General features: G+C 65.9%; 18 protein-coding genes and 3 pseudogenes. 7 read left to right on the plus strand and 14 right to left on the minus strand.

What is annotated here, in order from left to right:
• Positions 1-73 precede the first annotated feature (73 nt).
• The 3 genes from M3O59_RS00165 to M3O59_RS00175 form a co-directional block, all read right to left on the minus strand.
• Positions 74-1,555: an FAD-dependent oxidoreductase gene (locus tag M3O59_RS00165; protein WP_116906729.1), complete on the minus strand. Its 1,482-nt coding sequence runs from the start codon at positions 1,553-1,555 to the stop codon at positions 74-76.
• Positions 1,556-1,682: 127 nt separating this feature from the next.
• On the minus strand, positions 1,683-6,155 hold the full coding sequence (gltB, locus tag M3O59_RS00170) for a glutamate synthase large subunit (RefSeq protein WP_116906730.1): 4,473 nt from the start codon (positions 6,153-6,155) through the stop codon (positions 1,683-1,685).
• A 202-nt stretch (positions 6,156-6,357) separates the two neighbouring features.
• Positions 6,358-6,738 carry an I78 family peptidase inhibitor gene (locus M3O59_RS00175; RefSeq protein WP_064629503.1) on the minus strand — a complete coding sequence of 127 codons (381 nt, stop codon included), beginning with the start codon at positions 6,736-6,738 and terminating at the stop codon, positions 6,358-6,360.
• Positions 6,739-6,794: 56 nt separating this feature from the next.
• Between M3O59_RS00175 and M3O59_RS00180 the strand changes: the two genes are divergently transcribed.
• The gene (locus M3O59_RS00180) at positions 6,795-8,066 is read left to right on the plus strand and encodes a DNA topoisomerase IB (protein WP_181920659.1); all 1,272 of its coding nucleotides are present in this window, start codon (positions 6,795-6,797) and stop codon (positions 8,064-8,066) included.
• A gap of 100 nt (positions 8,067-8,166) precedes the next feature.
• Here the strand turns inward: M3O59_RS00180 and M3O59_RS00185 are convergent, their stop codons facing one another.
• Positions 8,167-8,511 (minus strand): hypothetical protein, encoded by a 345-nt coding sequence (locus tag M3O59_RS00185; RefSeq protein ID WP_064629499.1) that lies wholly within the window; start codon positions 8,509-8,511, stop codon positions 8,167-8,169.
• 434 nt (positions 8,512-8,945) lie between these two features.
• On the opposite strand from M3O59_RS00185, the gene M3O59_RS00190 reads away from it, so the two are divergent.
• Both M3O59_RS00190 and M3O59_RS00195 read left to right on the plus strand, forming a co-directional pair.
• The gene (locus M3O59_RS00190) at positions 8,946-9,185 is read left to right on the plus strand and encodes a pirin family protein (protein ID WP_249047131.1); all 240 of its coding nucleotides are present in this window, start codon (positions 8,946-8,948) and stop codon (positions 9,183-9,185) included.
• Positions 9,113-9,648: pseudogene (locus M3O59_RS00195) on the plus strand (ROK family protein); the annotation flags it as partial. The gene M3O59_RS00190 and the pseudogene M3O59_RS00195, both read left to right, overlap by 73 nt.
• Positions 9,649-9,851: 203 nt before the next feature.
• On the opposite strand, the gene M3O59_RS00200 reads toward M3O59_RS00195, so the two are convergent.
• Positions 9,852-11,312, minus strand: coding sequence for a ribonuclease H-like domain-containing protein (locus M3O59_RS00200; RefSeq protein WP_116906732.1), 1,461 nt, complete (start codon positions 11,310-11,312; stop codon positions 9,852-9,854).
• Positions 11,309-13,804 carry a DEAD/DEAH box helicase gene (locus tag M3O59_RS00205; protein WP_181920657.1) on the minus strand — a complete coding sequence of 832 codons (2,496 nt, stop codon included), beginning with the start codon at positions 13,802-13,804 and terminating at the stop codon, positions 11,309-11,311. The genes M3O59_RS00200 and M3O59_RS00205 overlap by 4 nt, the downstream gene beginning before the upstream one ends.
• A gap of 177 nt (positions 13,805-13,981) precedes the next feature.
• On the opposite strand from M3O59_RS00205, the gene trhA reads away from it, so the two are divergent.
• Together trhA and M3O59_RS00215 are read left to right on the plus strand one after the other, a co-directional pair.
• The gene (trhA, locus tag M3O59_RS00210) at positions 13,982-14,644 is read left to right on the plus strand and encodes a PAQR family membrane homeostasis protein TrhA (protein ID WP_116906733.1); all 663 of its coding nucleotides are present in this window, start codon (positions 13,982-13,984) and stop codon (positions 14,642-14,644) included.
• A gap of 338 nt (positions 14,645-14,982) precedes the next feature.
• Positions 14,983-15,931: pseudogene (locus tag M3O59_RS00215) on the plus strand (IS481 family transposase).
• Positions 15,932-16,012: 81 nt separating this feature from the next.
• Here M3O59_RS00215 and M3O59_RS00220 read toward each other — a convergent pair.
• The 3 genes from M3O59_RS00220 to M3O59_RS00230 all read right to left on the minus strand — a co-directional run bounded on the left by M3O59_RS00220 (position 16,013) and on the right by M3O59_RS00230 (position 19,665).
• Complete coding sequence (locus M3O59_RS00220) at positions 16,013-17,194, minus strand: MFS transporter (protein WP_064630137.1); 1,182 nt, start codon at positions 17,192-17,194, stop codon at positions 16,013-16,015.
• A 638-nt stretch (positions 17,195-17,832) separates the two neighbouring features.
• Positions 17,833-18,012 (minus strand): CsbD family protein, encoded by a 180-nt coding sequence (locus tag M3O59_RS00225; protein WP_047693228.1) that lies wholly within the window; start codon positions 18,010-18,012, stop codon positions 17,833-17,835.
• Positions 18,013-18,144: 132 nt separating this feature from the next.
• Positions 18,145-19,665 carry a helix-turn-helix transcriptional regulator gene (locus M3O59_RS00230; protein WP_116905804.1) on the minus strand — a complete coding sequence of 507 codons (1,521 nt, stop codon included), beginning with the start codon at positions 19,663-19,665 and terminating at the stop codon, positions 18,145-18,147.
• A gap of 162 nt (positions 19,666-19,827) precedes the next feature.
• Between M3O59_RS00230 and M3O59_RS00235 the strand changes: the two genes are divergently transcribed.
• A complete protein-coding gene (locus M3O59_RS00235; RefSeq protein ID WP_116905805.1) occupies positions 19,828-20,796 on the plus strand; it encodes a hypothetical protein in 969 nt (322 codons plus the stop codon).
• A 294-nt stretch (positions 20,797-21,090) separates the two neighbouring features.
• On the opposite strand, the gene M3O59_RS00240 is transcribed toward M3O59_RS00235, so the two are convergent.
• The 3 genes from M3O59_RS00240 to M3O59_RS00250 form a co-directional block, all read right to left on the minus strand.
• On the minus strand, positions 21,091-22,212 hold the full coding sequence (locus M3O59_RS00240; protein WP_147308488.1) for an XVIPCD domain-containing protein: 1,122 nt from the start codon (positions 22,210-22,212) through the stop codon (positions 21,091-21,093).
• A 14-nt stretch (positions 22,213-22,226) separates the two neighbouring features.
• Positions 22,227-22,682 carry a hypothetical protein gene (locus M3O59_RS00245; RefSeq protein WP_147308489.1) on the minus strand — a complete coding sequence of 152 codons (456 nt, stop codon included), beginning with the start codon at positions 22,680-22,682 and terminating at the stop codon, positions 22,227-22,229.
• A gap of 124 nt (positions 22,683-22,806) precedes the next feature.
• Positions 22,807-23,976, minus strand: coding sequence for an HDOD domain-containing protein (locus M3O59_RS00250; RefSeq protein ID WP_147308490.1), 1,170 nt, complete (start codon positions 23,974-23,976; stop codon positions 22,807-22,809).
• 204 nt (positions 23,977-24,180) lie between these two features.
• Between M3O59_RS00250 and M3O59_RS00255 the strand changes: the two are divergent.
• Positions 24,181-24,450 (plus strand): annotated as a pseudogene (locus M3O59_RS00255) (SRPBCC domain-containing protein); the annotation flags it as partial.
• 318 nt (positions 24,451-24,768) lie between these two features.
• Here M3O59_RS00255 and M3O59_RS00260 read toward each other — a convergent pair.
• Together M3O59_RS00260 and M3O59_RS00265 are read right to left on the minus strand one after the other, a co-directional pair.
• A complete protein-coding gene (locus M3O59_RS00260) occupies positions 24,769-25,080 on the minus strand; it encodes a protealysin inhibitor emfourin (protein WP_064630146.1) in 312 nt (103 codons plus the stop codon).
• Positions 25,077-26,138, minus strand: coding sequence for a M4 family metallopeptidase (locus M3O59_RS00265; RefSeq protein ID WP_116905808.1), 1,062 nt, complete (start codon positions 26,136-26,138; stop codon positions 25,077-25,079). Before M3O59_RS00265 ends, M3O59_RS00260 begins: the two co-directional genes overlap by 4 nt.
• Between the last annotated feature and the right edge of the window lie 47 nt (positions 26,139-26,185).

A 26,185-nucleotide genomic window follows, 5' to 3' on the forward strand; every position in this document is an offset into this window, starting at 1 on the left:
TTACGGCCGATACGGCGAGAGACAGCACTGAGATTGTCAAAGCCACTGGATCGCTCATGTTTTGTGTGGCGCCTCACGCCGCAGCCGGCTCCTTGACCTGCGCCTTCACTCCCAGCAGTTGCACGATGCTTCCTGCCGCATCGCGGCCTTCGGCCACGGCGGTGACCACCAGATCCGCGCCGCGCACGCAGTCGCCGCCGGCGAACAGGCGTGGGTTGCTGGTCTGGTAGGGCAGGCGGCCGTTGCCGTCGGCCGGGGCGACGATGCGGCCGTTGTTGCCGGCTTCCACGCCCTGCGATGCCAGCCAGTCGGGCAGGGTGGGCGAGAAGCCGAAGGCGATGATCACCACGTCCGCTTCCAGTAGCGATTCGCTGCCTTCCACCGGTACCGCATTGCGGCGGCCGCTGGCATCGGGCTCACCCAGCCTGGTTTCCACCACGGTCACGCCGATGGCTTCGTCGTCGGCGCCGGATTCGATCGACAGCGGTTGGCGGTTGAACAGGAAGCGCACGCCTTCTTCGCGCGCGTTGGCCACCTCGCGCGCAGAGCCCGGCATGCTGGCCTCGTCGCGGCGATACGCGCAGGTGACCTTGGCCGCGCCCAGGCGAATGGCGCTGCGCACGCAGTCCATGCCGGTGTCGCCGCCGCCCAGCACCACCACGCGCTTGCCGTTGAGGTCGGGCAGGGCGAGTTGGTCTTCCCAGCCGGCGATCGGCCGGCCGTGCGGGTCGTTGCCGCTGACGATGCGGCTGTTCTGCACCAGAAACGGCAGCGCCGGCAGCACGTTCTTCAGGTCCTGCCCGGGCAGGCCGCCGTCGGTGTAGCGGTACGCACCGGTCCCTAAGAACACCGCGTCGTATTCGCCCAGCAGCTGTTCGATGCTGACGTCCTTGCCGATCTCCACGCCCAGACGGAACTGCACGCCCATGCCCTCGAGAATTTCGCGGCGCTTGCCGATCACCGACTTGTCCAGCTTGAAGCTGGGGATGCCGAACTGCAGCAGGCCGCCGATCTGCTCGTAGCGGTCGTAGACCACCGCCTCGATGCCGGCACGCACCAGGCGGTCCGCGCAGGACAGGCCGGCCGGGCCGGCGCCGATCACCGCCACGCGGTGGCCGCTGGGCTGCACGTTGCCCAGGTCCGGGCGCCAGCCCATTTTGAAGGCGGTATCGACGATGTACTTTTCCACCGCGCCGATGGTGACCGCGCCGAATTCCTCCAGCGTGCAGCTGCCTTCGCACAGGCGGTCCTGCGGACACACCCGCCCGCACACTTCCGGCAGCGGGTTGGTGGAATGGCATAGCGCGGCGGCTTCTTCGATGCGGTTTTCCTGCACCAGCTGCAGCCACTGCGGAATGGCGTTGTGCACCGGGCATTTCCAGCTGCAGTACGGGTTGCCGCAGTCCAGGCAGCGGCCGGACTGGTACTGCGCGTCGGCCTTGTCGAACTTGCCGTACAACTCGCCCCAGTCGCCGGACGTCCGCAGCTCCACCGGAATGCGCGTGGGCATGGTCCGGGGCAGGTCGAGGAATTGGAAGGCTTGCTTGCGGCTCATAAAAGAAATCCGTGGCTGATTCCCTTCTCCCACAGGGAGAAGGTGCCCCGAAGGGGCGGATGAGGGGTAGCCGGGCGAGCGCCCTCACCCCCGACCCCTCTCCCGCGAGCGGGAGAGGGGAGCACGACTAGGCGGCGCGCCGCAGCGACTCAGTGAGCGACTCGATGCTGGCGGCCTTGGGTTTGACCAGCCAGAACTTGCCGATGTAGTCGCGGAACTCGTCCAGAATCTGTTGCGCCCAGATGCTGCCGGTGAGCTCGCGGTGGCGGCTGATCAGGGTGTGCAGGTGCTGGCGATGGTTCTCGAAGCCTTCGGCAGAGACGCGGTGGATGTCGATCAATTCGTGGTTGTAGCGGTCCACGAAGTCGCGTTCGATATCCAGCACGTAGGCCAGGCCGCCAGTGAAGCCCGCGCCGAAGTTCAGGCCCACCTTGCCCAGCACCAGCACCACGCCGTCGGTCATGTATTCGCAGCAGTGGTCGCCTGCGCCTTCCACCACCGCCAATGCGCCGGAGTTGCGCACCGCAAAGCGCTCGCCGGCGCGGCCGGCGGCGAACAGCTCGCCACCGGTGGCGCCGTACAGGCAGGTGTTGCCCACGATCGGCGTGCTGCGCGCCTCGAAGCGCGCGCCGCGCGGCGGACGCACCACCAGCCGGCCGCCGGCCATGCCCTTGCCGACGTAGTCGTTGGCTTCGCCTTCCAGCTCCAGTTGCAGGCCACCGGCATTGAACGCGCCGAAGCTCTGCCCGGCGGTGCCGCGGAAGCGCAGGTTCAACGGCGCATCGCTCATGCCGTGGTTGCCGTGCACGCGTGCGATGGCGCCGGACAGGCGCGCACCGATCGAACGGTCGGTGTTGTGGATCAGGAAGCGATGGTCGCCGCCGCGCTTGTTGGCGATCGCATCGGCCAGCAGGCCGTCCATCTGCGTGGCCAGGCTGTCCGGCGATTCGTACAGGCGCTGGGCGGCGCAGTGGCTGCCGTCGTAGCGCGCATGGGTGAGCAGGCGCGACAGATCGACCTTGACCCCGGCGCGTGGCGAGACCTCCAGCTGTTCAAGCAGGTCGGTGCGGCCGACGATGTCGTCCAGCGAACGCACGCCCAGGTACGACAGCCACTGCCGCACTTCTTCGGCGAGCAGGCGGAAGAAGTGCTCCACCCGCTCCGGCAGGCCGGTGAAGTAGCCGGCACGCAGGCGCTCGTCCTGGGTGGCCACGCCGGTGGCGCAGTTGTTGAGGTGGCAGATGCGCAGGTACTTGCAGCCCAGCACGATCATCGGCGCGGTGCCGAAGCCGAAGCTGTCGGCGCCCAGCAGCGCGGCCTTGACCACGTCCAGGCCGGTCTTCAGGCCGCCGTCGGTCTGCAGGATGGTGCGCTCGCGCAGGTCGTTGGCCACCAGTGCCTGGTGCGACTCGGCCACGCCCAGTTCCCACGGCACGCCGGCATAGCGGATCGAGCTGACCGGGCTGGCACCGGTGCCGCCGTCATGGCCGGACACGGTGATCAGATCGGCGCCGGCCTTGACCACACCGGCGGCAATGGTACCGACGCCGGCATGCGCCACCAGCTTCACCGACACCAGTGCGGTGGGGTTGACCTGCTTGAGGTCATAGATCAGCTGGGCCAGGTCTTCGATGGAATAGATGTCGTGGTGCGGCGGCGGGCTGATCAGGCCGATGCCGGGCTTGGCGTAACGCAGCCGGGCGATCAGTTCGTTGACCTTGTGGCCGGGCAGCTGGCCGCCTTCGCCGGGCTTGGCGCCCTGGGCGACCTTGATTTGCAGCACCTCGGCGTTGACCAGGTATTCCGGGGTCACGCCGAAGCGGCCGGAGGCCACCTGCTTGATCTTGGAGCGCTTCTCGGTGCCGTAGCGGGCCGGGTCTTCGCCGCCTTCGCCGGAATTGCTGCGCCCGCCCAGCCGGTTCATCGCAATGGCCAGCGCTTCGTGCGCTTCGGGCGATAAGGCGCCCAGGCTGATTGCGGCGGTGTCGAAACGGCGCAGGACGTCTTCGGCCGGGGCGACTTCATCCAGCGGGGTGGGGGTGTCGGCACGCTTGAGCTGCACCAGATCGCGCAGCGTCGAGGCCGGGCGCGCATGCACCGCGTCCACGTACTTCTGCCAGTCGCCGGCGTCGCCGGTGCGGGTGGCGCGCTGCAGCGTCATGACCACGTCCGGGTTGTACATGTGGTACTCGCCGCCGTGCACATACTTGAGCAGGCCGCCCACTTCCGGCTTGAGCTGGTCGTTCCAGGCGCGTGCGGTGAGCTCGCGCGCCTCGGTGTCCAGCCGCGCCAGGCCGACGCCGCCGATGCGTGCCGGGGTCTCGGCAAAGCACAGTTCCACCACGTCCGGGTCCAGCCCGACGATTTCGAACAGCTGCGCGCCACGGTAGCTGGCGATGGTGCAGATGCCCATCTTGGAGATGATCTTGGACAGACCCTTGTAGATGCCCTTGCGGTAGCGGCGCCCGATCTGCGACTGCTCGCCGCCCTTGCTCAACTGCAGGATGCCGCGCCGGCCCAGGTCGAACAGGGTCTGGTAGGCCAGGTACGGGTACACCGCAGTGGCGCCGAAACCGAGCAGGCAGGCCATGTGGTGCGCATCGCGCGCGGTGCCGGTTTCGATGATCAGGTTGACGTCGCAGCGCAGGCCCACCTTGCACAGGTGGTGATGCACCGCGCCGGTGGCCAGCAGCGCATGCGCCATCGGCCGGTCCGGCACCGGGTAACGGTCCGAGAGCAGCAGCATCACCGCACCGGCGCGCGCTGCGGCTTCCACGTCCTGGCAGATGCGTTCCAGGCCGGCCTTGAGGCCTTCTTCCACGCTGTAGGACAGGTCGATCAGGCGGTTGCGCTCGACGTACTGCTCCATCTTCAGCAGCTGGCGCAGCTTGCGCTGGCTGAGCACCGGCGAGTTGAGGATGACGTGGTTCACCGTCTCCGCGCCGGCATGGAAGATGTTGGTCTCCTTGCCGAGCTGGGTGGTGAGCGACATCGCAATGCCTTCGCGCAGCGGGTCGATCGGCGGGTTGGTGACCTGCGCGAAGGCCTGGCGGAAGTAGTCGTACAACGGCCGGGTCTGGCGGCTGAGCACCGCCATCGGGGTGTCGTCGCCCATCGAGCCGGTGGCTTCCTGCTCGGTCTCGGCCAGCGGGCGCAGGATCTGCTCCACTTCCTCGGTGCTGAGCTGGAACAGCTTGTGGTAGCTGCGCAGGGTCTGCTCGCTGAAGGGTTCTTCCACCAGCGAGGGGTCGATCAATTCGGTCTGCAGGTAGGTCACGCCCTGCTGCAGCCATTGCTTGTATGGGGCACGCGCACGGTTGATGCGGTCGATGGCGTCCGAATCGAGCAGATCGCCGCGCTTGAGGTCGATGGCCATCATCTCGCCCGGGCCCAGCTTGCCCTTGCGGGTGATGCGCTCGGCCGGCAGTTCCCACACACCGGCTTCGGAGGCCACCAGGAAATGGCGGTCGGAGGTCAGCATCCAGCGGGCAGGGCGCAGCCCGTTGCGGTCCAGCATGCAGGCCGCATAGCGGCTGTCGCAGGCCACGATGCCGGCCGGGCCGTCCCACGGCTCGGTGTTCAGGCCATAGAACTCGTAGAACGCGGCCAGGTCGGCGTCCTTGAACTCCAGCGACTGGGTCGCCGGCGGCACCAGGATGCGCAGCGCCTGCAGCAGGTCCATGCCGCCGGCGATCAGCAGCTCCAGCATGTTGTCCAGGCTCTGCGAATCGGAGCCGTGCATGGAGATCACCGGGTCGAACTGCGCGATATCGAAGCGTGGGGTCTGCCACACCTTGCTGCGCGCCTGCGCCCAGCGCCGGTTGCCTTCGATGGTGTTGATTTCGCCGTTATGCGCGAGCAGGCGGAACGGATGCGCCAGCGGCCAGCGCGGCAGCGTGTTGGTGGAAAAACGCTGGTGAAAGACAATCGCGCTGGACGACAGATCGCTGCGCTGCAGGTCCGGGTAGAACGTGCTCAGCTTGTCCGGCAGCACCATGCCCTTGTAGCTGATGCCATTGGGCGAGAGGGTGGTGACGTAGAAATCTTCGACCGCATGCAGCGCCTGCTCGGCGCGGCGGCGCGCCAAAAACAGCGCCAGGGTGAAGCCGTCTTCGGTGTGTTCGGCGCCGGCATCGACAAAGACCTGTTCGATGCGCGGCAAGGTATCGCGCGCCAGCTGGCCGCACACGCTGTCGTCTGTGGGCACCACGCGCCAACCGCGCAACTGCACGCCAGCGCTGTGCAACTGCGCTTCCAGTTCGGCGCGACAGCGCGCGGCCTCGGCCTCGTCCAGCGGCAGGAACACCACGCCGGCCGCATAGCGCGTGCCCAGGGTGATGCCGGCATCGCGTGCCAGCCCGCGCAAGAACGCATCGGGTTTGCGGATCAACAAGCCGCAGCCATCGCCGGTAAGCCCGTCGGCCGCCACACCGCCGCGGTGGGTCATGCGCGAGAGCGCCGCAATCGCGGTGTCGACCAGCGAGCGGGAAGGTTGGTCGTCCAGCTGAGCAACCATGCCAAAACCACAGGCGTCGCGCTCATCGCGCACGCTGTTGTAGAGACCGTAGTCGTTGAGCCCTTGGCGAGTGCGGGGGGCCATGTGTGCCTCGTTGCGATCTAGGAGAGCGGCGACGACGTTGCAGCGCTCGATCCGTGGAGCGTTTCGAAGAGGTCACCGGATGATCGACTAGACCACAGTTGATGCGGTGCCGCAATACACCGTTACAGCTGCAACGAGAGCGGTTGCAAGCCCTTGTGCCAGTTGGCTTGGCGCCCGTCCGGCGACAGGCGCCAGCGCCTTCTCAGCCGCAGCGCACCGAGGCGATGACGCTCTTGGCGTCCACTTCCAGGTTGAGGCGTTCGCCATTGAACTCCATGGTGGTCATCTGGCCGGGCTTGAGCACGCGCACCGACTTGGCGCCGGCATCGCTGCGTGCCTGTTCGCTCACTGCATCGGTCAGTGCCTGACCCACCAGCGATTGCACCTGGGTGGCATCGCAGCTACCGATCGGCGGCGCTTCCGGTGCGGCATCCGGTGCGGGCGCAGCCGCTTGTTCGGCCGCATGCTGGGCCTTGGCGGCGACGGCTTCCTGCTCATCGGGTTGCGGTTTGTTGCAGGCAGTCAATGCAGTCAGCACAACCAACGTACAAGCCAGGCGGGCAATAGGCAGGACAGCGGGCATCGATGACTCCAGCAAGGGGGGATGCCCAAGCATAAGCACAAAGTTGCGTGATCGGCATCGCTTGCGCACGCGGCGTTGTCGTTGCGTTGACGCGGCCTAGTCTTGCCGCGCTCGACAATCGCCGCCAGTCCTTCGACCTGTGCGCAATGAAAGCCAAACGTGTTCTCCGCAATGCCGCAGTCACCGCCAACACCGCCGGTAAGCTCGCCGCTGCGGCCACCGGCGCCGCCGTCGCCACGGCTGCGGTGGCCAGCGTGGCCGCCGTGGCACAGGCCAAGGCCACCGCGCGCGCGGCCGGGCTGACCTACGTCAACGACCAGCAGCCCGGGATCAGCCGCCGCAAGGCCGGCAAGAGCTTCAGTTACCGCGACGCCGATGGGCAGCGCATCGGCGATGCAGAGACCTTGCAGCGGATCCGTTCGTTGGCCATTCCGCCTGCCTACACCGAGGTGTGGATCTGCGCCAAACCCAACGGCCATCTGCAGGCCACCGGGCGCGATGCGCGGCGGCGCAAGCAATACCGCTATCACGCCGACTGGGCGCAGGTGCGTGGCGAAGGCAAGTTCGAACGCGTGATCGCCTTCGGCACCGCGCTGCCCAAATTGCGCCGGCGCTTGCGGCGCGACCTGGTGCTGCCGGGATTTCCGCGTGAGAAGGTCCTGGCGATCGTCGTTGCACTGCTGGCCGACACCTTGGTGCGCGTAGGCAATGCCGAATACGCGCGCAGCAATCGCTCGTATGGGCTGACCACGCTGCGCAACCGGCACATGGAATTTTTGAAGGGCGGACGCGCGCGGCTCAAGTTCCGCGGCAAGAGCGGCCAGGACCACGACATCGAAGTGGACGACAAGCAGCTGGTCAAACTGATCCGCGAATGTCAGCAATTGCCGGGGCAATCGCTGTTTCAGTACCGCGACGACGATGGCCAGTTGCAGCCGGTGGATTCGGGCGAGGTCAACGACTACCTGCGCGAGGCGATGGGCGAGGACTTCACCGCCAAGGATTTCCGCACCTGGGGCGGCACGTTGGCCGCATTGCAGCGCCTGGCACGGCTGCCCTTACCCGAACGCAGCAGCGAACGTGCGCTCAAGCAGGTGCAGAACGATGTCATCCGCGAGGTGGCCGATGCGCTGGGCAATACGCCGTCGGTGTGCCGCAAGGCCTACATCGACCCGCGCGTGTTCGAAGGCTGGCGTGCCGGCCACCTGCAGGCCATGGCCACCGGCGTGCGTGGCGAGCGGCAATGGGAGGCGGCCACGCTGAAATTCCTGGCCTCCTCGCGCGCCAAGCTCAAAACAGCGGCGAAGACAGCCTCGAAACGCAAGTGAGTGGCGTGACCCGGGACCGAAAAGACGCGAGGCTTTTCGATTCCCGATTCCCGATTCCCGATTCCCGATTCCCGATTCCCGATTCCCGATTCCCGATTCCTCAGCCGCAATACACCGCAGTGATGTTGTTGGTCGGGCCGGTTTCGATGCTCAGGTGATCGCCGCCGCTTTCGCTGGCACCCTGCGCCGGGTCGGCCAGGCCGCTGGCGGTGGTACCGCCGGTGGTGCGCTCGCCGCGGCGCACGCTCACCTGCAGGCTGTCGCTGTCCACGCGCGCGCGTTCGATGGTCTGCGCTGCCGCGGCCAGGCCCACGATGCCGCGCACCTTTTCGATATGGCACTGGCCGGAGATGACGCCATCGATGGGCTGCACCTGCACGACCTGATTGGAAGCACAGGCCGAGAGCAACAGCACGGCAGCGAGCGGGGCGAGGGTGCGAATCATCGTGGGTCTCCAGCGGAAGAATGGCGCAAGCGTGAAGAAACCGTTGTTGGCGTGGCATGAAGACCGTCCGCTGGGGCGAGCACTCCAGCGGGGACATGGCTGTGCGTGCCTGCACCGATGGTTGGGCGGCCAGCATCTGGATCGCTGAGCGAAACGCCCAGTCAGCGCCACCGCCGCAACGAGATTTGTCATGGGCGCACAACTGGCCACCGCCTGAGCCGATCAGCCGCAGCGCGAGACAAGCGTGGAGGCGCCGCCGCGGCCAGTGGTGTTCCGCACCCACGGCACCGCCCGCGGCCCGATCACCCAGCTGATGAGCCAGGGCGATCTGGGCCAGTTGGTCAAGCCGTTCGTGTTCCTGGACCTGTTGACCGTCAAGCCGTCGATCAGCGGGCATGCACCCGCATTCGGGCATTGCCTCGCTCACCTCCCTGATGGAAGGCGAGGTCGGTTACGAAGACAGCACCGGCAAACAGGGCAACGTGCCCACCGGCGGTGTGGAGTGGATGCGCACCGGCAATGGCGTGTGGCACGACCGTGTGCCGGTCGGCCAGTCCTCGGCCAAGGGCTTCCAGCTGTGGGTTGCGTTGCCGGCGGCTACTTGCCTGCGCTGGTGGAGGCGGTGCTGCAAGCCACCGGTGTGGGCCGGCAGCGTATGTTCGGCCTCGGTCTGAGCATGACCGGGCCGCGCATCGGTGATGGGACCCGGGTCAATCCGCCGCTGTCGCTGGAAGCGGAATGGATGCAGGTCGAGCTGGACCGGTTGGTCGCCGACTGCCTGCAGCTGCCGGTCTGGATGGACAACGATGCCCACTGCGTCGCCTTGGCCGAAGCGGTGTACGGGGTGGGCCGGCAATCGCCGGATCTGGTGTATCTCTACATCGCCGATGGCTTTGCCGCGGGCGTGACCGCTGCGGGCAGCGTGCGCCGCGGCGCGCATGCCAATGCGGGCGAACTCGGCCGAATTTCCGCCATCACCGGCATGCCGCGACCGAGCCTATTGGAAAGCCTGCGTCGGGCCCTGTTGCCGACAGGCATGTGTTCCGGACCTGCGTGCCTGTTGCTGCACTACGCGCGCAGTGGCCGCAGATCGACGCCTTGCTGGATCTGGTGCAACCCACCGTGACCCTGCCGATCATGCCCACTAGGCCGGTGATGGCCTGCCACCAGATGGGCCAGATCAAATCAAGCCCCAGCTGGCGCTGATCAAGACGCTGGGCTGCATGGCCGCCAGCCGTACTCCGGTGCGCCTCGTTTTGGATTGGTCTTTCGCACCTGTCCGTCGCGCCCGCGCCGCCGTGCGGCGTTACGGCCGCGCACTGCAACGCGCCTGATTCCAGTCATGGCGCGTCCATCAACGGAATCACCTCGCGGTCCTGCGCCTCCACCGCCACCAGCCGTTGCATCAGTAGCGAGAGCGTCACCACGTCCTGGTGGTTGTGCTCGGCCACGCGGCGCAGGTTGCGCGCGCTGCCGCCACGCAGGTAACTCAGCCAGGCGGCAGGGGCTTCGGAGCCGGGCAGGTCGTCGTCGCGCACCACGCGCAGCAACTGCCGTTCGATGGTGGCCAGCTTGCAGTTCTCCCAGGTGCCGCGGTAGCGGCGGCGGGTGGGGAACAACAGGTCCACGTGGTCCAGTGCAGACAGCGGGTCGCCGCGGCGTGCCAGGCGGTAGCGCGTCTTGAGCAGCGGTGCGTCATAGCAGCGGCCGTTGTAGCTGGACAGCACCGTGCGTGGGCTCAGCCAGGTGCGGAACAGATCGAGCATGGCGCTTTCGGCGGCCATCGTGGACATCATCAGCTGGCGCACGCGCAGGCCGCTGCCTTGCGCGGCATCGGTATACCAATCGGCCGCCCCGATCATGAAGGCGCGCGTGCCGGTACCACCGGCCAGGCCGGTGGTTTCGGTGTCGAAGAACAGCAGATCCCGCGGGTCGACCGCATCGTCGCGTTTGGCGAACGCCAGCGAGAGCGCCTCGCACGGAATCGCCTGTGGCAGAAACGCTTCGATCAGATGCAGGCCGGGTGCGATCTCGGTTCCCGGCAGGTGCCGGTCGTTCGATGGCGCGCGCACGGGTGTGTGCGCTGACACCGCACGTTCGCGCAGGCCGATCATCTTGCGCAGGCCGGCAATGTCGGTGCGTCGTTGCGGCGGCGGTACCGGCGACGTTGATGTTGCCGGTATTGCCGATGGTGTCGTTGTGCTGCGCGCCATTGGCGAATGGCGTGCGATCTCCGTAGCCACAGCGGTGATGGCATCGGCAGCCGATGGCAACGCCGGCTTGTGGCGCACGTCGTGTTCCACCCACGCAAACACCGATGCGTCACGCGCAGGCGGTGCAGGAGTGGCTGACTGCAAGGCGCGGCGTGTGAGTACCGGTGCGGTGCGCACATCGTGCGGGCGAGCTGCCGCAGCGTCATGACGTGCCGCTTCTGAATCGCGCGATGGCAAGCGTGCAGCGGGTGATACGGTGCTGGAGACCGCTGCACGCTGCGCACGTGTCGGCATCACCGCATCGTCCTTGCGCGATGCAGGCGTCAGCCCGCCGACCTGGCGGCGCAGCAGGCGCAGACGTTCCGCGCTGACACGCGGAGCATCAGCGGGCGCAGGCGACCTGCCCTGCGTGGTCGCGCCGGAAGCCGGCTGCGTGACCTCACCGACACGTGCGGCCTCCACTTCCTTCGCATGCAACGCCACTGCAGCTTGCAGCGCATCGCCGTCAGCAACCACCGCGGGCGCACGCACGTCCGCATGCCCAGCCTGCCGGCGCAGCAGGCGCAGCCGGTCCGCACTCACACTCATGCAAGCACGTCCAGCGCCAGGTCGTCGCCCACCTGTGTGGCATGCCGCAGCGGTGCATCCGCATCGAACAACAGTGCAAACACCGTCAATGCCAGCGATTTCGGCGATTCGCCCTTGCCCTCTTCATGTGCAGCCAGCACCGGGCCCACACAGGCCGGGCAACCGGCGCTGCAATCGCAACGCCGCACCAATTCATCGGCGCGCTGCAACAGCTCGGCCTGGCGCAGCCACAGCGGCTCGCTCAGGCCCACGCCGCCGGGGAAGTTGTCGTACAGATACACCGTGGGCACGAATGCCTGCTGCAATTCCACCGCGCCTTCTTCGCCTTCTTCCACCCCGCGCAGCTGCCCGCGCCCGGTCTGGTCGGCCACTGCAAACCACGCACCGTCGCCATTGCCCACGGCTTTTTGCAGGTCGCGCGCATCGGCCATCACCGCCACCGTGGCCACCACGTGCAACGCGTAAGCCGCGCCCAAAAATCCATCCAGTGCATCCTGCTTGGACGCGAACGCCTTGCCCAGGGTCGCCTGCGGCAACTGCCACCACACCGCGGTGGTGTGCAATTCCTGGTCGGGCAGGTTCACCGGCCCGTAGCCGATGTTTTCGTGCGTGTAATAGCGGATTTTCTTGTAGCCGGACACGCGCCGCACCACATGCACTTCGCCATGGTGCGAATCGCCGCGCCCGGCCACGCCGCCGTCGAAGCGGTCCAGCACCTTCAGCTTGGTGTAGTCGATGCTGTCGGTGTAGTAGTCCACGTGCGTGCGCGTCACGTACGCCTTGCGGCCTTCCCAATCCAGCCGCTCCACCTGGTAGGGCGTGCTCTGCACCATGTGGATGGCGCCTTCGTACAAGGTGAGCGCGGCGGCGGAATAATCCACCTCGGCAATGATCTGCTGCTTGCCGTCGGTCTTGTCCACCACCACGAAGTTGCCGTCGGCCACCGAGCGCAGGCTCACCGCATTGGCCGGGTAGCTGTCGGCGATCCATTCCCAGCGGTCGCCTTCCTGGTGGATCACCTCGCTTTCGGCCAATGCTTCCAGGAACACCAGCGGGTCGATCGGCCCGAACGGCTCGCTGGCAATGAACGGCAACTCGAACGCCGCGCAGCGGATGTGGTCGAACAGGATCAACGGTTGATCCGGCGCGGTGCGCGCATGTTCGGGTGAGGCATCGGCGAAGAAATCCGGGTGCCGCACCACATACTGGTCCAGCGGTTGCGAGCTGGCCACCAGCACGCCCAGCGCCGGCTGCTGGCGCCGCCCGGCGCGGCCGAAGCGCTGCCATGTGGCCGCCACGCTGCCGGGGTAGCCATTGAGGATCACCACGTCCAGCGCGCCGATATCCACGCCCAGCTCCAGCGCCGAGGTGGACACGATGCCGTCGATGGTGCCGGCGCGCATTGCGCGTTCCACTTCGCGCCGCTCGGTGGGCAGATACCCACCGCGGTACGCACGGATGCGCGGCGGCTTGCGCGGGTCGTTGTCGAAGATGTCTTTCAGGTATTTGGTCAGCACTTCCACCATCAAGCGCGTCTGCGCGAACACCAGCGTTTTGAGCCCGCTCTTGATCGCGATGCGCGCAATGCGGTTGCTCTGCGAGCGTGCCGATGCACGCAGCCCCAGGTCTGCATTGACCACCGGCGGGTTCCACAGCAGCACGTGCTTGTCGCCGGTGGGCGCGCCCGATTCGGTGATGGCATGCACCTGTTCTTCGATCAGTGCCTGCGCGTGCGCATGCGGGTTGCCGATGGTGGCCGAGCACAGGATGAACTGCGGGTTGGCGCCATAGAACGCGCAGATGCGCTTGAGCCGGCGCAGCACGTTGGTGACGTGGCTGCCGAACACGCCGCGGTAGGTGTGGATCTCGTCGATCACCACATAGCGCAGGTTTTCGAAGAACTGCGCCCACTTGGTGTGATGCGGCAGGATCGCCTGATGCAGCATGTCCGGGTTGCTCACCACGATGTCGCCGTGCAGCCGGATCGCCTGACGTGCGTCGCCGGGCGTATCGCCGTCGAAGGTGAAGGCTTTTACGCCCAACTCGCCGGCGCGGTTCAACTCCAGCAGCTCGGCCACCTGATCCTGTGCCAGCGCCTTGGTCGGGAACAGGTACAGCGCCTTGGCGCCGGCGGTCATCGCCGCGCTCACCACCGGCAGCGTGTAGCACAGCGACTTGCCCGAGGCGGTGGGCGTGACGATCGCCACATGCTCGCCGCGCTGGGTGGCCGCCCACGCATCGGCCTGGTGGCTGTAGAGCTGGCTGATGCCGCGCGCGTGCAGGGCATCGGCCAATGCGCTGGGCACATCGTCGGGGATGGGCGCATAGCGGCCCTCGCGCCCGGGAAGGGTGAAGCTGCCGGTGATGCGGTCGTGGTAACGGCGCTCCAGGCGTTCGGTGAGCAGCGCGCCGTCGCGGCTGGGGCGGCCATCGGTGGTGGCCAGGGCGCGTTCGGCGGTTTCGGTGCGGGGAGCGAGGGCAAACGGAGGCATACGGCAAGGGCTCCCAAAGAGGGAGATCAAACGAAAAGGATGTCTCAGGGTATGAGACCGGCGCCCGCGCGCCCAGCCTGCCTCACTGAGCGGATTCAGCAAGCCGGGTATCCTGTCGCCCCCACTGCGTCATGGCTGTCTGCACGCTAGCGGGCTCCCCCACATCGAAGAATCGCCGTGCCCGTGTCTGCCAACGTCACTGCTCCGCACTACAAGTCTGTTTCTGCCCGCCGTGCCGATGTCGCGGTGCATGCCGCCGGCCTGTTCCTGGCCATTGTTGGCGGCGCCTGGATGGTATGGCGCGCGCGCGCCAACCAGACCATGCTGCCGGCCACCTGCATCTATGCGTTGGGGCTGCTGGTGATGTTCGCCTGCTCGGCCGCCTACAACTTCGCCCCGCCGCAGCGCCAACCGATGCTGCGCAAGTTCGACCATGCCGGCATCTTCGTCATGATTGCCGGTTCGTACACACCGTTCTTCCTGGTCGCGCTCGATGGTACCTGGCGCTGGACCATGATCTTGAGTGTCTGGTGCGTGGCCTTGTTCGGCGTGTTCGCCAAGCTGTGCCTGCCCGGCATCGCCAAGGGTTTCTGGGTGGCGATCTACCTGCTGCTGGGCTGGGCCGGCATTGTGGTGATCAACCAGATGATCGCCGGGCTGGACAGCGCGGTGCTCTGGCTCATCGTCGCCGGCGGCGCGTTCTACACCGTGGGCGTGGCCTTCTATGTGCGCAAATCGCTGGTCTACAACCGCGCCATCTGGCACGCGCACGTGCTGGGCGGGGCGCTATCGCATTGGTATGCCATCTGGCTGTGCTTGCGGCCGGTCGCCGAGGGGTAGGGCGGCTGGCCGCGTCTTGCCAGCAAGCAAAAGAGCAACGCATGCCTGCCACGGCCTGCTGGTGCGGCCACGCCACCCAGCGCTGCGCGCATGTGCTGCACACGGCGGTGCGTCCCAGCAGGTGCCGCGTGCTGATAAGCACCGCAACGCCGCCGGGTGACGCGGCAGCCGCTACCACATGAACTTCATCTCGCAGCCAAGGTAGCGGCTGTGGTGGCCACCCGCCGCGCGCACGCTCTCGCCGGCCTGGTACTGCACCACTTCCAGCGCGGTCTGCAGGTGTGTTTGATCCCAGGCTTTGATGGTGCATTATTTTCCCACGAATGGAAGGAAGCACTATGGGCCAGGTTCTGCATGGGAGCGCCACTACGACAGAGGCGATCCGTCGAGCGATACAAAATAGTCAAGAGAGCCTGAGAGCGCTCTCCAAGCGCTACGGCATCAATCAAAAGACGGTGGCCAAGTGGAAGAAGCGAACCTCGGTTGCCGATCTGCCCACTGGGCCGAGGCAGCCGTGTTCCACCGTGTTATCCGTTGAGGATGAGGCGGCGATCGTCGCCTTCCGCAAGCACACCTTGCTGCCGCTGGACGACTGTCTCTACGCGCTGCAGCCGAGCATCCCGCATCTGACGCGCTCTTCGTTACACCGTTGCCTGCAGCGCCATGGCGTCTCGCGCTTACCCGACATCCAAGGCGAAAAAGCCGTCAAGAAGCGGTTCAAAAGCTATCCGATCGGCTACTTCCATCTCGACATCGCAGAGGTGCACACGGCCGAGGGAAAGCTCTATGTTCGTGGCCATCGACAGGACGTCAAAGTTTGCGCTCACCGAGCTGCATGCCTCGGCCAACAAGATGGTTGAAGCGCAATTGCTGCGCCATGTGATCCAGGCGGTGCCCTACACCCTGCACACGGTTCTGACGGATAACGGCATCCAGTTCACCAACCGCAGTTCCGACCGCCATGCCTGCCCCCATATTTTCGGTCGAGTCTGCGAGGAACACGGCATCGAACACCGCTTGACCAAGGTCAAGCACCCCTGGACCAACGGGCAGGTCGAGCGGATGAATCGGACCATCAAGGAGGCCACTGTCAAACGCTCCCATTACGACGATCACGCACAACTGCAACAGCATTTGGCCGACTTCATCGACGCCTACAACTACGGTCGCAGGCTCAAAGCCCTGAAGGGTCTGACACCGTATGAATTCATCTGCAAACAGTGGACATCCGAACCAGATTTGTTCAAGGTAGACCCGATCCATCTAATGCCGGGACTGAACAGCTAGCGCCATTCTTGTGCCAACAGCGACGGCCTTCCCGGATAGGACATTGCCCCACCGTGCGTGGTTTTCGCTTCTTGCCTCACATCACGCCGATGGTACGGGCCGCCTGCGCCACAACGGCATCAGCGCGACCAACCCAAGCACTGGACCAGGCAGCAGCACCCACGCAACGTACAGCCCCAGCGTTTCCATCAGCCGCGTGGTCAGGCCGATCGCCACCACGGTGATCGCAAAGCCAATGGCGTTCTGCATCGACAACGCGCTGCCCACGATGGCCGGCGGGCACGCGCGCGCGGCCAATGCGGAAAACTGCGGCGAGTCCGCCACCACGCTGGCGCCCCATACCAGCATCAGCGCCAGCGTCGCATACGCCGACAGCGCACCCACCCACGGAAACACCAGGCAACACAATGCCGACACCAGCAACGCCACCGCGGCCACCCGCGCGCTGCCGATGCGTGCACTCCACTGCCCGCCCAGCACGCAGCCCACCGCTCCGGCGGCAATCACCGTAAACGCCAACGTGGCCGTGCTTAGCCCAAGTGCCTGCGCCAACCCGGCACGCGCGATCAGCAGTGGCGTCAGCGTCCACAGCGCATACAGCTCCCACATATGGCCGAAGTAGCCAAACGTGGCCGCGCGAAAGTCCTTCAACGCAAACGCCTGCAACACCGCACCGAATGCCAGCTTGCCGCCAGCACGTTGCGGCGCAGCCGCGCCGTGCCCCAGGCGCAGGATCATCACCGCCGCAATGACCGCCAGTGCCGACGCCACCGCCATCGGCGTTCGCCACGGCAGCGCGCTGCCCAGTGCTTTGATGCCCTGTGGCAATGCCGTGCCCAGCGTCAGCATGCCCACCAGCCACGCCAGCGCTTTGCCTGCATGCTGCGGCGCCCACTGCACCACCAGCTTCATCCCGATCGGGTAGATACCGGCCAGGCTCAGCCCCACTGCAAAACGCCACAACATCCCCGTTGTCACATCGCTGGCAACTACAGCAAAGCCCAGATTGCACGTCGCCCCGGCTACCGCGCAGCAGGCAAAAATGCGGCTGGGCGCAAACCGGTCGGCCACCCCGCTGAGCGCAAAGCTCAATGTGCCCAGGATAAAACCCACCTGCGTGGCCATGGTCAGCAAACCGATCGCCGATGCTCCCACGTCCCACTGCCGCATCAAATCGTCGGCTGCGCTATTGGCAGAAAACCATAACGAGGTGCCCAGCAACTGCGCCACGATGATGACCACGAGTGCGGTACTGGATCGCATGGATGTCTTACCGGCCAGGTGCATCGGGTGAGTTTAATGGATAGCGGTAGGCATCCATACTTGCGGGGACGGGGCGGCCTGACATCGGAGCCAAGCGGCGCCGCAAAGCGGCGTCAGCTTGGACCAATTGTCAGGCATCGCGTACGACGACAGTGTGGGAGGGGTTGCAGCGGTGCACAAGGCTTCACCCGTCCCCTCATCCGGCCCTGCGGGCCACCTTCTCCCGGGGGGGAGAAGGGAGACGCCGCGCAGGGTCTTGGTTGGATCGTCGGATGCGATAAGCAAGGGATGTGCGAAACCGCGCACGTACGCACTCAGACTCAGAAACGTCCGTGCTAAAGGCTGAAAACAACAACGCCCCGAGTTGATCGAGGCGTTGTTGTGTATTTGGTGCGGCATGGCACGTGTCACCTGGTACAGGTTGTTACCGACAACGTCGCACTGCCAATCAGCTGCGGTGCCAGCAACCACGCCAACACAGGGTGGCGCCAATCACGAAGCCAGCCGGCCACAGTGCCTACACCGCAGGCAGCAGTGCCCCTGACGAAGACGCTGCGATGACTGCTTGTGCGCTTTCGACAGCACGCGTCGATCAACCATGCGAACTTGATGCGCCACCCTTCTTCGATACACCATGCTTACTTGGAAGCGTCGCGCACCTTGTCGGCCACTTCGCCGGCCTTGGCCTGCACCTTGCCCACGTTCTTTTCAGCGGCGCCTTCCAACTCGGTGCTCTTGTCGCCGGTAACTCGGCCGATGGCTTCCTTGACCGAGCCCTTGACCTGCTTGGCGGTACCTTCGATACGGTTCTTATCCATGGGATGTCTCTCGTAGTTGGGGAACCGGTCCAGTCTGTGCGGGCCGGTGTGAGCATGATGTGCGCTTGCACCCGGATGTCCCAGTTGCGAATGCACTAGCCGCGTTAGTGCATTCGCGCCAGCGGCACGCAGTTACTTCTTGCGCGTGGCCGGTTTGGCGCTGCGGCCGGCGAAACCGCGTTCACGTGCCCACACGATGGCTTCGCCGCGGCTGTGCACGTCGATCTTGGAATACAGCGCCGCCACATGATTGCGCACCGTATTGGGCGAAACACCGAGCTCCTGTGCGATTTCCTTGTCGGCCATGCCTTCGGCGATGAGCCCGAGCACGTCGCGCTCGCGGCCGGTGAGTTCGGCGATGCCGCAGCCGGTGGTCTGGCTGGGGCGGTTGGCGCGGCGCACGTTGGCGAGCTTTTCCAGCAGGGTCTGGCTGAACCACGAGGCGTCCTGCATCACCGCTTCGATGGCGGTGACCAGTTCCATTTCGGTGCGCTTGCGGTCGGTGATGTCCATCAGCGACAGCAGGTAGCACTGCACGCCGTGGATGCTCACCGTTTCTGCGGAAATCAGGCAATCCAGCTGTTCGCCGTCCTTGCGCGCAATGGCGTATTCCACATTGAGCATGCTGCCGCTTTCCTGCAACGCACGGTAGAACTGCTGATACGCCTGGCGGCTGGGAAACAGGCCGATTTCATCGATGGGCCGGCCGACGATGTCTTCGGTGGCGTATTGGGTGATCTGCGACACCGCGTCGTTGATTTCCACGATCTGCAAGCTTTCGGCATTGCACATCAGCGTGGGCACCGGAGTGATGCGAAATGCCTTGGCGAAGCGCTCTTCGCTCTGGCGCAGCGCCACTTCGGCGCGCCGGCGTGGTTCCAGGTCCATGAAGGTAAACAGCATGCAGGCTTCTTCGCCGATTTCGATCGGCTGGCCTGCCACCACCACCAGTTTGGTGGTGCCGTCGGGCAGGCTGAGCTCGGCCTGCATCTGCGGAATGGTGGCGCCTTCATTGAGGCGCTCCAGCGCCAGCTCGCGGCGGTCGGCCATTTCCATCACATCCACTTCGAACACGCTCTTGCCCACCACCGCTTCGCGCGTGTAGCCGGTCATTTCCAGAAAACCCTGATTGGCCTTGATATAGCGCTTGTCCTCGAGCCGGCAGATGCAGGCCGGGGCGGGGTTGGCGTTGAAAGTGCGTTCGAAGCGCTGCTCGGCACTGGCCCAATCGCTGGCATCGGCCACGATCAGCACCAGGCAATCCGGTTGGCCTTGCGCGTCGGTGAGCACCAGGCTGCGCACGCGGTGCACCCATTGCGCGTCGGTGTCTGCGCGAAACACTTCCACCACCACGTCGTTGAAGACCTCGCCGGCGATGACGCGGTCGATGGGGTAATTGCCGGCGCTCAGGCGATGGTTATTGCGATACCGCAGCTGGAAGCGCGCGCGGTAGTCGCTCACCGTGGCGCCCAGATCCGCCACCTCGGTTGCCCCATGCATGGCCAAGGCTGCGTCGTTGGCCCAGGTGATCGACTGGTCCGGCTCGATCAGGATCACCCCTTCGCTCAGGCCGGTGATGATCTGCTGCAACTGGCGGCGATTGGTGGAACTGGGCGGGCTGCTGGGCGGCGCCGCTTCACTGGCTGACGACATGGGGTTACCTCAGGCAACAACGGCGATGAAAACCAACAGTGGCGACACACCGTAGCGGCTGCCTGACGCGAATGCACTAGTTGCACTGGTGCATTCGGCTCAGGCAGCGCGGTGGCCCGGCTCGCACACTGGCCGCCCCTTCCAATCGCAGTGAGACACTCCATGGCACAGGTCGTTCGCCATTCCTCGCTGGCCCCCAGAATGTCCTGGGGCGCCGTGCTCGCCGGCTGCACGTTCGCGCTGATGACCTATCTGACGCTGAGCGTGCTGGGCACCGCCATCGGCGCATCCACCATCGACCCGCTGCGTGAATCCAACCCGGTCAGCGGCCTGGGCACCGGCGCCGGCATCTGGCTGGCGTTGAGCACCTTGCTCTCGATCGCGGTGGGCGCGTTTGTCGCCGGCCGCCTGGCCACCGTGCGTGGCGGCCTGCACGGCCTGCTCAGCTGGGCGGTGACCTCGCTGATCACCACCTGGCTGGTGGCCGCACTGGCCAGCAGCGCGGTGGGCGCGGTATCGGGTGTGGTCGGCAAGGGCCTGTCGCTGACCGGCCAGGGCATTGCCGCCGCCGCCCCGGCGCTGGGCAATGGCGTGCAGGAAGAACTGAAGCAGCAGGGCATCACGCTGGATTGGGGCGACCTGCGCGGCCAGCTGGACACGGTGCTGCGCCAGACCGGCAAGGCCGAGCTCAATCCCGAGCGCCTGAAGAACCAGGCCGAACACGTGGGCAACGACGGCAAGGCCACCGCCAGCGACGTGGCGCAGACGCCGCAGGCCGCCTCGGATGAACTGGCCGCGTGGTTCGACCGCGTGCGTGCCCAGGCCAAGCCGGCCATCGATGCCGCCGACCGCGATGCCCTGATCAACCTGATCGTGGCGCGCACCGGTAAGTCGCGCGCGGAAGCCGAGCAGATTGCCGACAACTATGCGCAGAGCTACCAGAAGGCGGTGGCGCAGTACGCAGCGCTCAAGCGCACCGCCGAGCAGAAAGCCCGCCAGGCCGGTGATGCGGCCGCCCGTGGCGTCTCGCGCGCTGCCTGGAGCACCCTGGTGTTGCTGCTGCTGGGCGCCGGCATCGCCTTCGCCGCTGGTCGCGCCGGCCGCCGCACCGACCCCGTGCTGGAGGTGTAAGCGTGCTGGAGGTGTAAGCCAGTGCATGCGGCGACGGTGGGGACCGTCGCCTGCTGCACGCAGGTGATCGTCACCGCGTCAACGCGACATGCGCCGCGTTCGCAAGGAGTGGCACTGAGCAAGGCACTGGGGCAACTCTTCCCGGCGACGGATGCCGGGACTCGCTCGGCACCGGGCCATTCTGGGGTGGCCCGGTGTTTTTTATCCGGGAGATGTGCACTTGCAGGTGTGTAGTGCGTGCGCGTGCTTCGAGCAGCTTTCAAGACGTGCGCTAGTCACCCGCAACTCTCGATGCTAAACGCGCTGCGCCTTCACCTGCTCATCGTGTTGCTGCGTAACAGGTTGCTGGCCTTGCAGGGCAAGCGTGCGCTGTTCCATCAGCGCCAGCTCCCGAAACGAGGTGTCGACCGGCGTGGCGATCGCCTGCGCTGCGGGCATCTGCGCACGTAGATGCGCGGGGTCGCTGAGTTCACCCTGGACGATGAAGACATGCTGTGCCTGATTGGTGTGTTTGCCTTGCTCGCTCAGCATCACATGGTCGACGCGCTCAAGACCGTTGGCCACCGCGAGATTGGTCAGGCTTGCCGTCATGCAAGCGTTGTTCTCGGGCGTGTGTCCGAATTGATCGCCTAGAGCGGCGACGCCTGCTTGGCATTGCTGATGTAGCGCGTGACGCGGATGGCCGGGCTGGTCTGGCGTCAGCGCATTGTCTGTCCGGCCAGCAGCGCCGAAAAAATCGGACGTACGCGGCGCAGCAGGGACGACCGCGGGTGTCTGGAGATATGGCTGGATCGTGTCCTCAGGTGATAGACCATGCTGTCCGAATTGCACCTGATCACTCCAAGCAAGATTTCCTTGGTTATCCATGAGGATCAGCTTGCCTTCCTGCATTGCCTCGCCTACGAGCTGTGCAAGCTGTTCTTTGGATGCGCCTGGGTGGGCTGCGGCGATGCCTCTGCCGATCTGGTTGTTGTACAGGTCCATTGCTTCGCGGCTAGCAGGATTGCCCGGCTTCCCCTCGTGCGCGGTGGCGAATGCCTGCGCCCATTCGTTTCCGAATTCCTTGGCAAGCAGTGCATTCCAATAGGTATGACGAAAGGCATCGCGGTGCCCGTCATTGAGTTGCCACTCCTGGGCTTGTTCCTTTGGAATACCGTCGGGAACTGGCTGGTCTGGGACGTGCCGCTTGCTTTCGCGAAAAGCCAAATCGTGTGTTTCCTTGAGTTCGAACAGGCCTTGCAGACCTCTGCTCCAGGTCATCTCGTCCAAGAGTTTCCCCTCGGTTTTGGTGACATCCATCGAAGGCGAAAACGGGATATCCACCTTTCCCGCTAACCGCGGGTGATACTGGATAAGCTCGTCGTCTTGCACCTGAAACTCGCTACGGATCCGATCCAAATCAGGTTTGTCCGACATCCTTGCTGTTCTCCTTAGCCCTGCACAGTGTGGTGGCTGATCAATTTTCCGTTCTGGTATTGGATAGTGTATTTCTCTGTATCAGCCGCGAAGGGCGAGATACCGAGGTAATATGCATCCGTCGAGGTGGTTTCACTCTCTTTCGTATAATCGGGTGGACCCAACAGCGCAATAACGTCTTCCCTGCGCATCCCCACATGGATGACCTGTTTCAGCGCTCCCACCATGTAGATGCGTTTGTTGTCTTCAAAATCAACGCCGCGTTGCGATTTCCACATGGCTGCATCGAAGTCTTGTGTTGTTTGCATGGTGCACGCCGTCAATGGTGTGAGGAATAAAAGGACCGCGAGCGCAATAACGCGCGCCGATTGGATATGCGTGTGCAGTGAGTGCATTTTCCATCCAAGATGTTTGGCAAATGCCAGCCCGTGGAGGTTGCCAGGTGCATCGTCAGGATTCCATTCGCGCATTTTGATCGCTCACAGGCCGTGGGTCGCAGCAGAGTGGGAATGTGCAGGATGGTTGGTCGACACGCAACTCAATTGGCGGATGCTGGCTGTTTCGGTAAAGCCGCTGCAGCTGCATTGCAGCAACTCACTCCACGCTGGCGGCCACCAACCGTTGCCAGAGTGCGGCATTGGCGTCGCGGGCCGGTTCCAGGGTGGCCAGCACGTTGAGGGCATGGTTTTCGTGCTCGGCGCCGTGGCGGGCGAGCATGGCCAGGGCGGCGGCGAGGCGGCCGTAGCGCAGCGCCAGGCCGAGCGGGGTGGCCAGCAGGGTGGTGTCGTGGTCGGGGCGCTGTTCGTCCAGCGCGGTGCCGAGCTGTGGCGCTAGCTCCCAGGCGGTGGCAATGGTCTTGGCCACCGCCGCGGTGTGGCGTTCGACCAGGGCGGCGGCCACCTCCAGGTTGTAGGGCAGGGTGGGGCGCTCGGCGTAGGTGTCGCGCAACACGCGCAGGATCACCACCGCGCCCAGACCCTGCAGCAAGCCGGCCAGTTGTGCCGACAAGGTGTCGCCGCCGCGTTCGCGCACGTAGGCGGCTGCGGCGGTGGCGGTGCGCAGGGCGTAATCCCACACGGCGGCGGGCAGGCGCGAGTACAGGCCGCCATCCAGGCTCAGCACCGGCTGCATGACGGCGGCAGCGACGATCTGGCGCACGCCTTCGGTGCCGATATGCACCACCGCGCGCTCCAGGCTTTCCAGCGGGCCGCCTTGCGGGCGATACAGCGCGCTGTTGGCGATGCGCAACAGGTTGGCGGCCAGTGCCGGGTCCTGCGCGATGATGGCGGCGATGCCGCGACCGGAGGCGTACGGGTCGTTCACCGCACGCATCAGCTGCGGCAACAGGTGCGGGCGGCGCGGCAGCAATTGCGGGCGCAGGTCGACATGTTCCAGCGCAGCGCCGACCGCGGCCAGCACCGCAGCCTGGGCGGGGTCTGTCGGCAGCTTGCCCTCGGCCAGCGATGGCGTGGCCATCACTGCGGCATACATGCGACGCAACAACGCGCGCATCGGCGGCGGCTCGGTCGGCAACGGCTGTGCGCCGGGCGGCTGTGCTGGGTGCTGCAGCGGCGCGGTAGGCGCTTGCTTTGGTGTGATCGACGAAGGCGGCGCGTGCGCGCTGGGCGCGTTGTCGGCAGCGGGCGCGGTGATAGTATCGGCCTCGGCCTCACGACGGCGCGCCAGCAACCACCAGATGCCCCCGGCGAGCGCAACGGCGCCCAGCACTCCGGCAGCGAGCAGCAACACAATCACAAGCATCATGGAAAAATCGTCCGATCAGTGCGGCGACTATCCGCGAAGCCGGTCGCGGCGGCAACGTGAGCCCGCGCTGTGCCGGTTTCGAATGGCCGGCAGATGCACCTGCCGCAGCGCAACCAACGCGGGTTGTAGCGGCCTCGGGCACTGCATCGCAGGGGTCGGGCAGCCGGCCGACGCGTCGCCGACGAGCGCAGCCTGGGCCAGGCATTGCTGCACGTAGCATTGCCTGCCGATGTCTGCACTCCCGCGTTCCTCGGTAGCACGCAGGCACGTCCTCTGCCCAAGCGAGTGCCCATGTCTACCGTCACGCTGCACCGCGTCGTACGCGCCAGCCCAGAGCGGGTCTAGCGTGCCTTCCTCGAAGCCGATGCGGCGGCCAAGTGGCTGCCGCCCAACGGGTTCACCTGCACCGTCGAGCAACTGCATGCGAACGTCGGCGGTACCTTCCGCATGGCCTTGGCCAATTTTGCCAACGGCCACTAGCGGCTCGCGCCGCATGGCGTGGTGACGCCAAGAGGTGGTGCAGTGCAGCGATGAGCGTGGTGTCTTCATACTGACCGCCGCACTGCACGTCACGCTAACGCGGTGGGCCCCACCATGCGTCACCAGCTGTGCAGCCCTAGAGCATCTAGGCAGCTTAAAGGGTGCAGGCATCCGCAGTTGGACCACATTCGCTTTACCGACAGACACCGCGCACCGCGCGGTGTCTTCGTTTGTGCAGCAGGTGCTTGCGGCGCGGTGCGGTGTGCGCTGCTGTGGGGTGATGCGAGCAGACGATGCAGCCGCTGACCTGCGCTACAGCGTGCCTTGCTTCCACAGCCGCACGATCTCGGCCGGCGCATGTTCTTCGGGAATGCGCAGCGGCTCGCTGGCGCCATCCCAGGCGATGCTGAAATAGCGGCGGTCGCCACCGCCGGCCTGCGGGGGCGGCAGCGCGTGCACAAGGCACTGGTCCAGCACGCCGCGCAGCCGCAGCCGCTGCGCATCGTCCAGCGCATCCATCGGCAGCTGGCGCTCGCGGCGCATGGCCGGAAACGCCGCCACGCCACCTTCGCGCGCCAGCCGCAGGGTCACGCCTGCCTCCACCGGTGGTCGCTGCGGGCTCATGCGAGCACGCCCACATCGCGCCAGGCTTGCAGCACCGCTGCGGCTTCGGTGCTGCTGGTACCGTCATCGGCGCTGGCCACGCTGACGGTCAGTGCAGCGAACGTGGCGAAGTCCGCACCGGCAGCCAGTTCGCCGCCGGTGAGTGCGCGGTACCAGATGCGCCCGGCCTTCTCCCAGGCGGCACCGCCGATCGCGACAGCGGCGCGATAAAACGCGTGATTGGGAATGCCGGAGTTGTAGTGCACGCCGCCATCGTCCTCTTGCGTGTCGACATAGCCGGCCATGGTGGCCGGTTGCGGATCCTTGCCCAGGGCCGGGTCATCGTACGCGCTGCCGGGCGCCTGCATCGAACGCAGGCCCACGCCCTGGATGCCGGGCATCAGCATGCCGGCGCCGACGATCCAGTCGGCCTGGTCGGCGCTCTGGCGCAGCGAGTACTGCTTGATCAGCACGCCGAACACGTCCGACACCGATTCGTTCAAGGCACCGGATTGGCCTTGGTAGATCAGGTTGGCGGTGCGCTCGATGACCCCGTGGGTGAGCTCGTGCCCGACCACATCGATGGCGATGGTGAAGCGGTTGAAGACCTCGCCGTCGCCATCGCCGAACACCATCTGCTCGCCGTTCCAGAACGCGTTGTCGTAGCCGCGCTCGTAATGCACGGTGCCGATCAGCGGCATGCCCGCCGCGTCGATCGAATTGCGCCCGTATACCGTCTGGAAGAAGTCGTGGGTGGCGCCCAGGTAGTCGTAGGCCTCGGTCACGGCCACGTCCTGGGTGGCGGCTGCACCTTCGTCGCGCACCAGCGTGCCGGGTAGGGCGGTGCCTTGTCGGGCGTCGTAGATGCGTCGCTGCACCACCTGGGCGGCCTGGGCGTCTGCGGCCGGCGCGTCGGCCCGTGCCAGCAGCCCGAGCGCGCGCTGCCGCCGCAGCTGCGCGGTGATCTGCCGCGACAGCACGGCGCACTGGCGCGCATGCGCGGGCGCCGCCTGCGCCACGTGTTCGAGCAGATACGGCGGCAGGATCCCGGCACGACGCGGGCTGACGAATGCGGACATGAGCGACCTCCACAATGACTGCGCTGGCGACTATGCGGGCGCCGGCT

Origin of the sequence: Xanthomonas nasturtii, from assembly GCF_023337365.3 — a bacterium.
Lineage (GTDB): Bacteria > Pseudomonadota > Gammaproteobacteria > Xanthomonadales > Xanthomonadaceae > Xanthomonas > Xanthomonas nasturtii.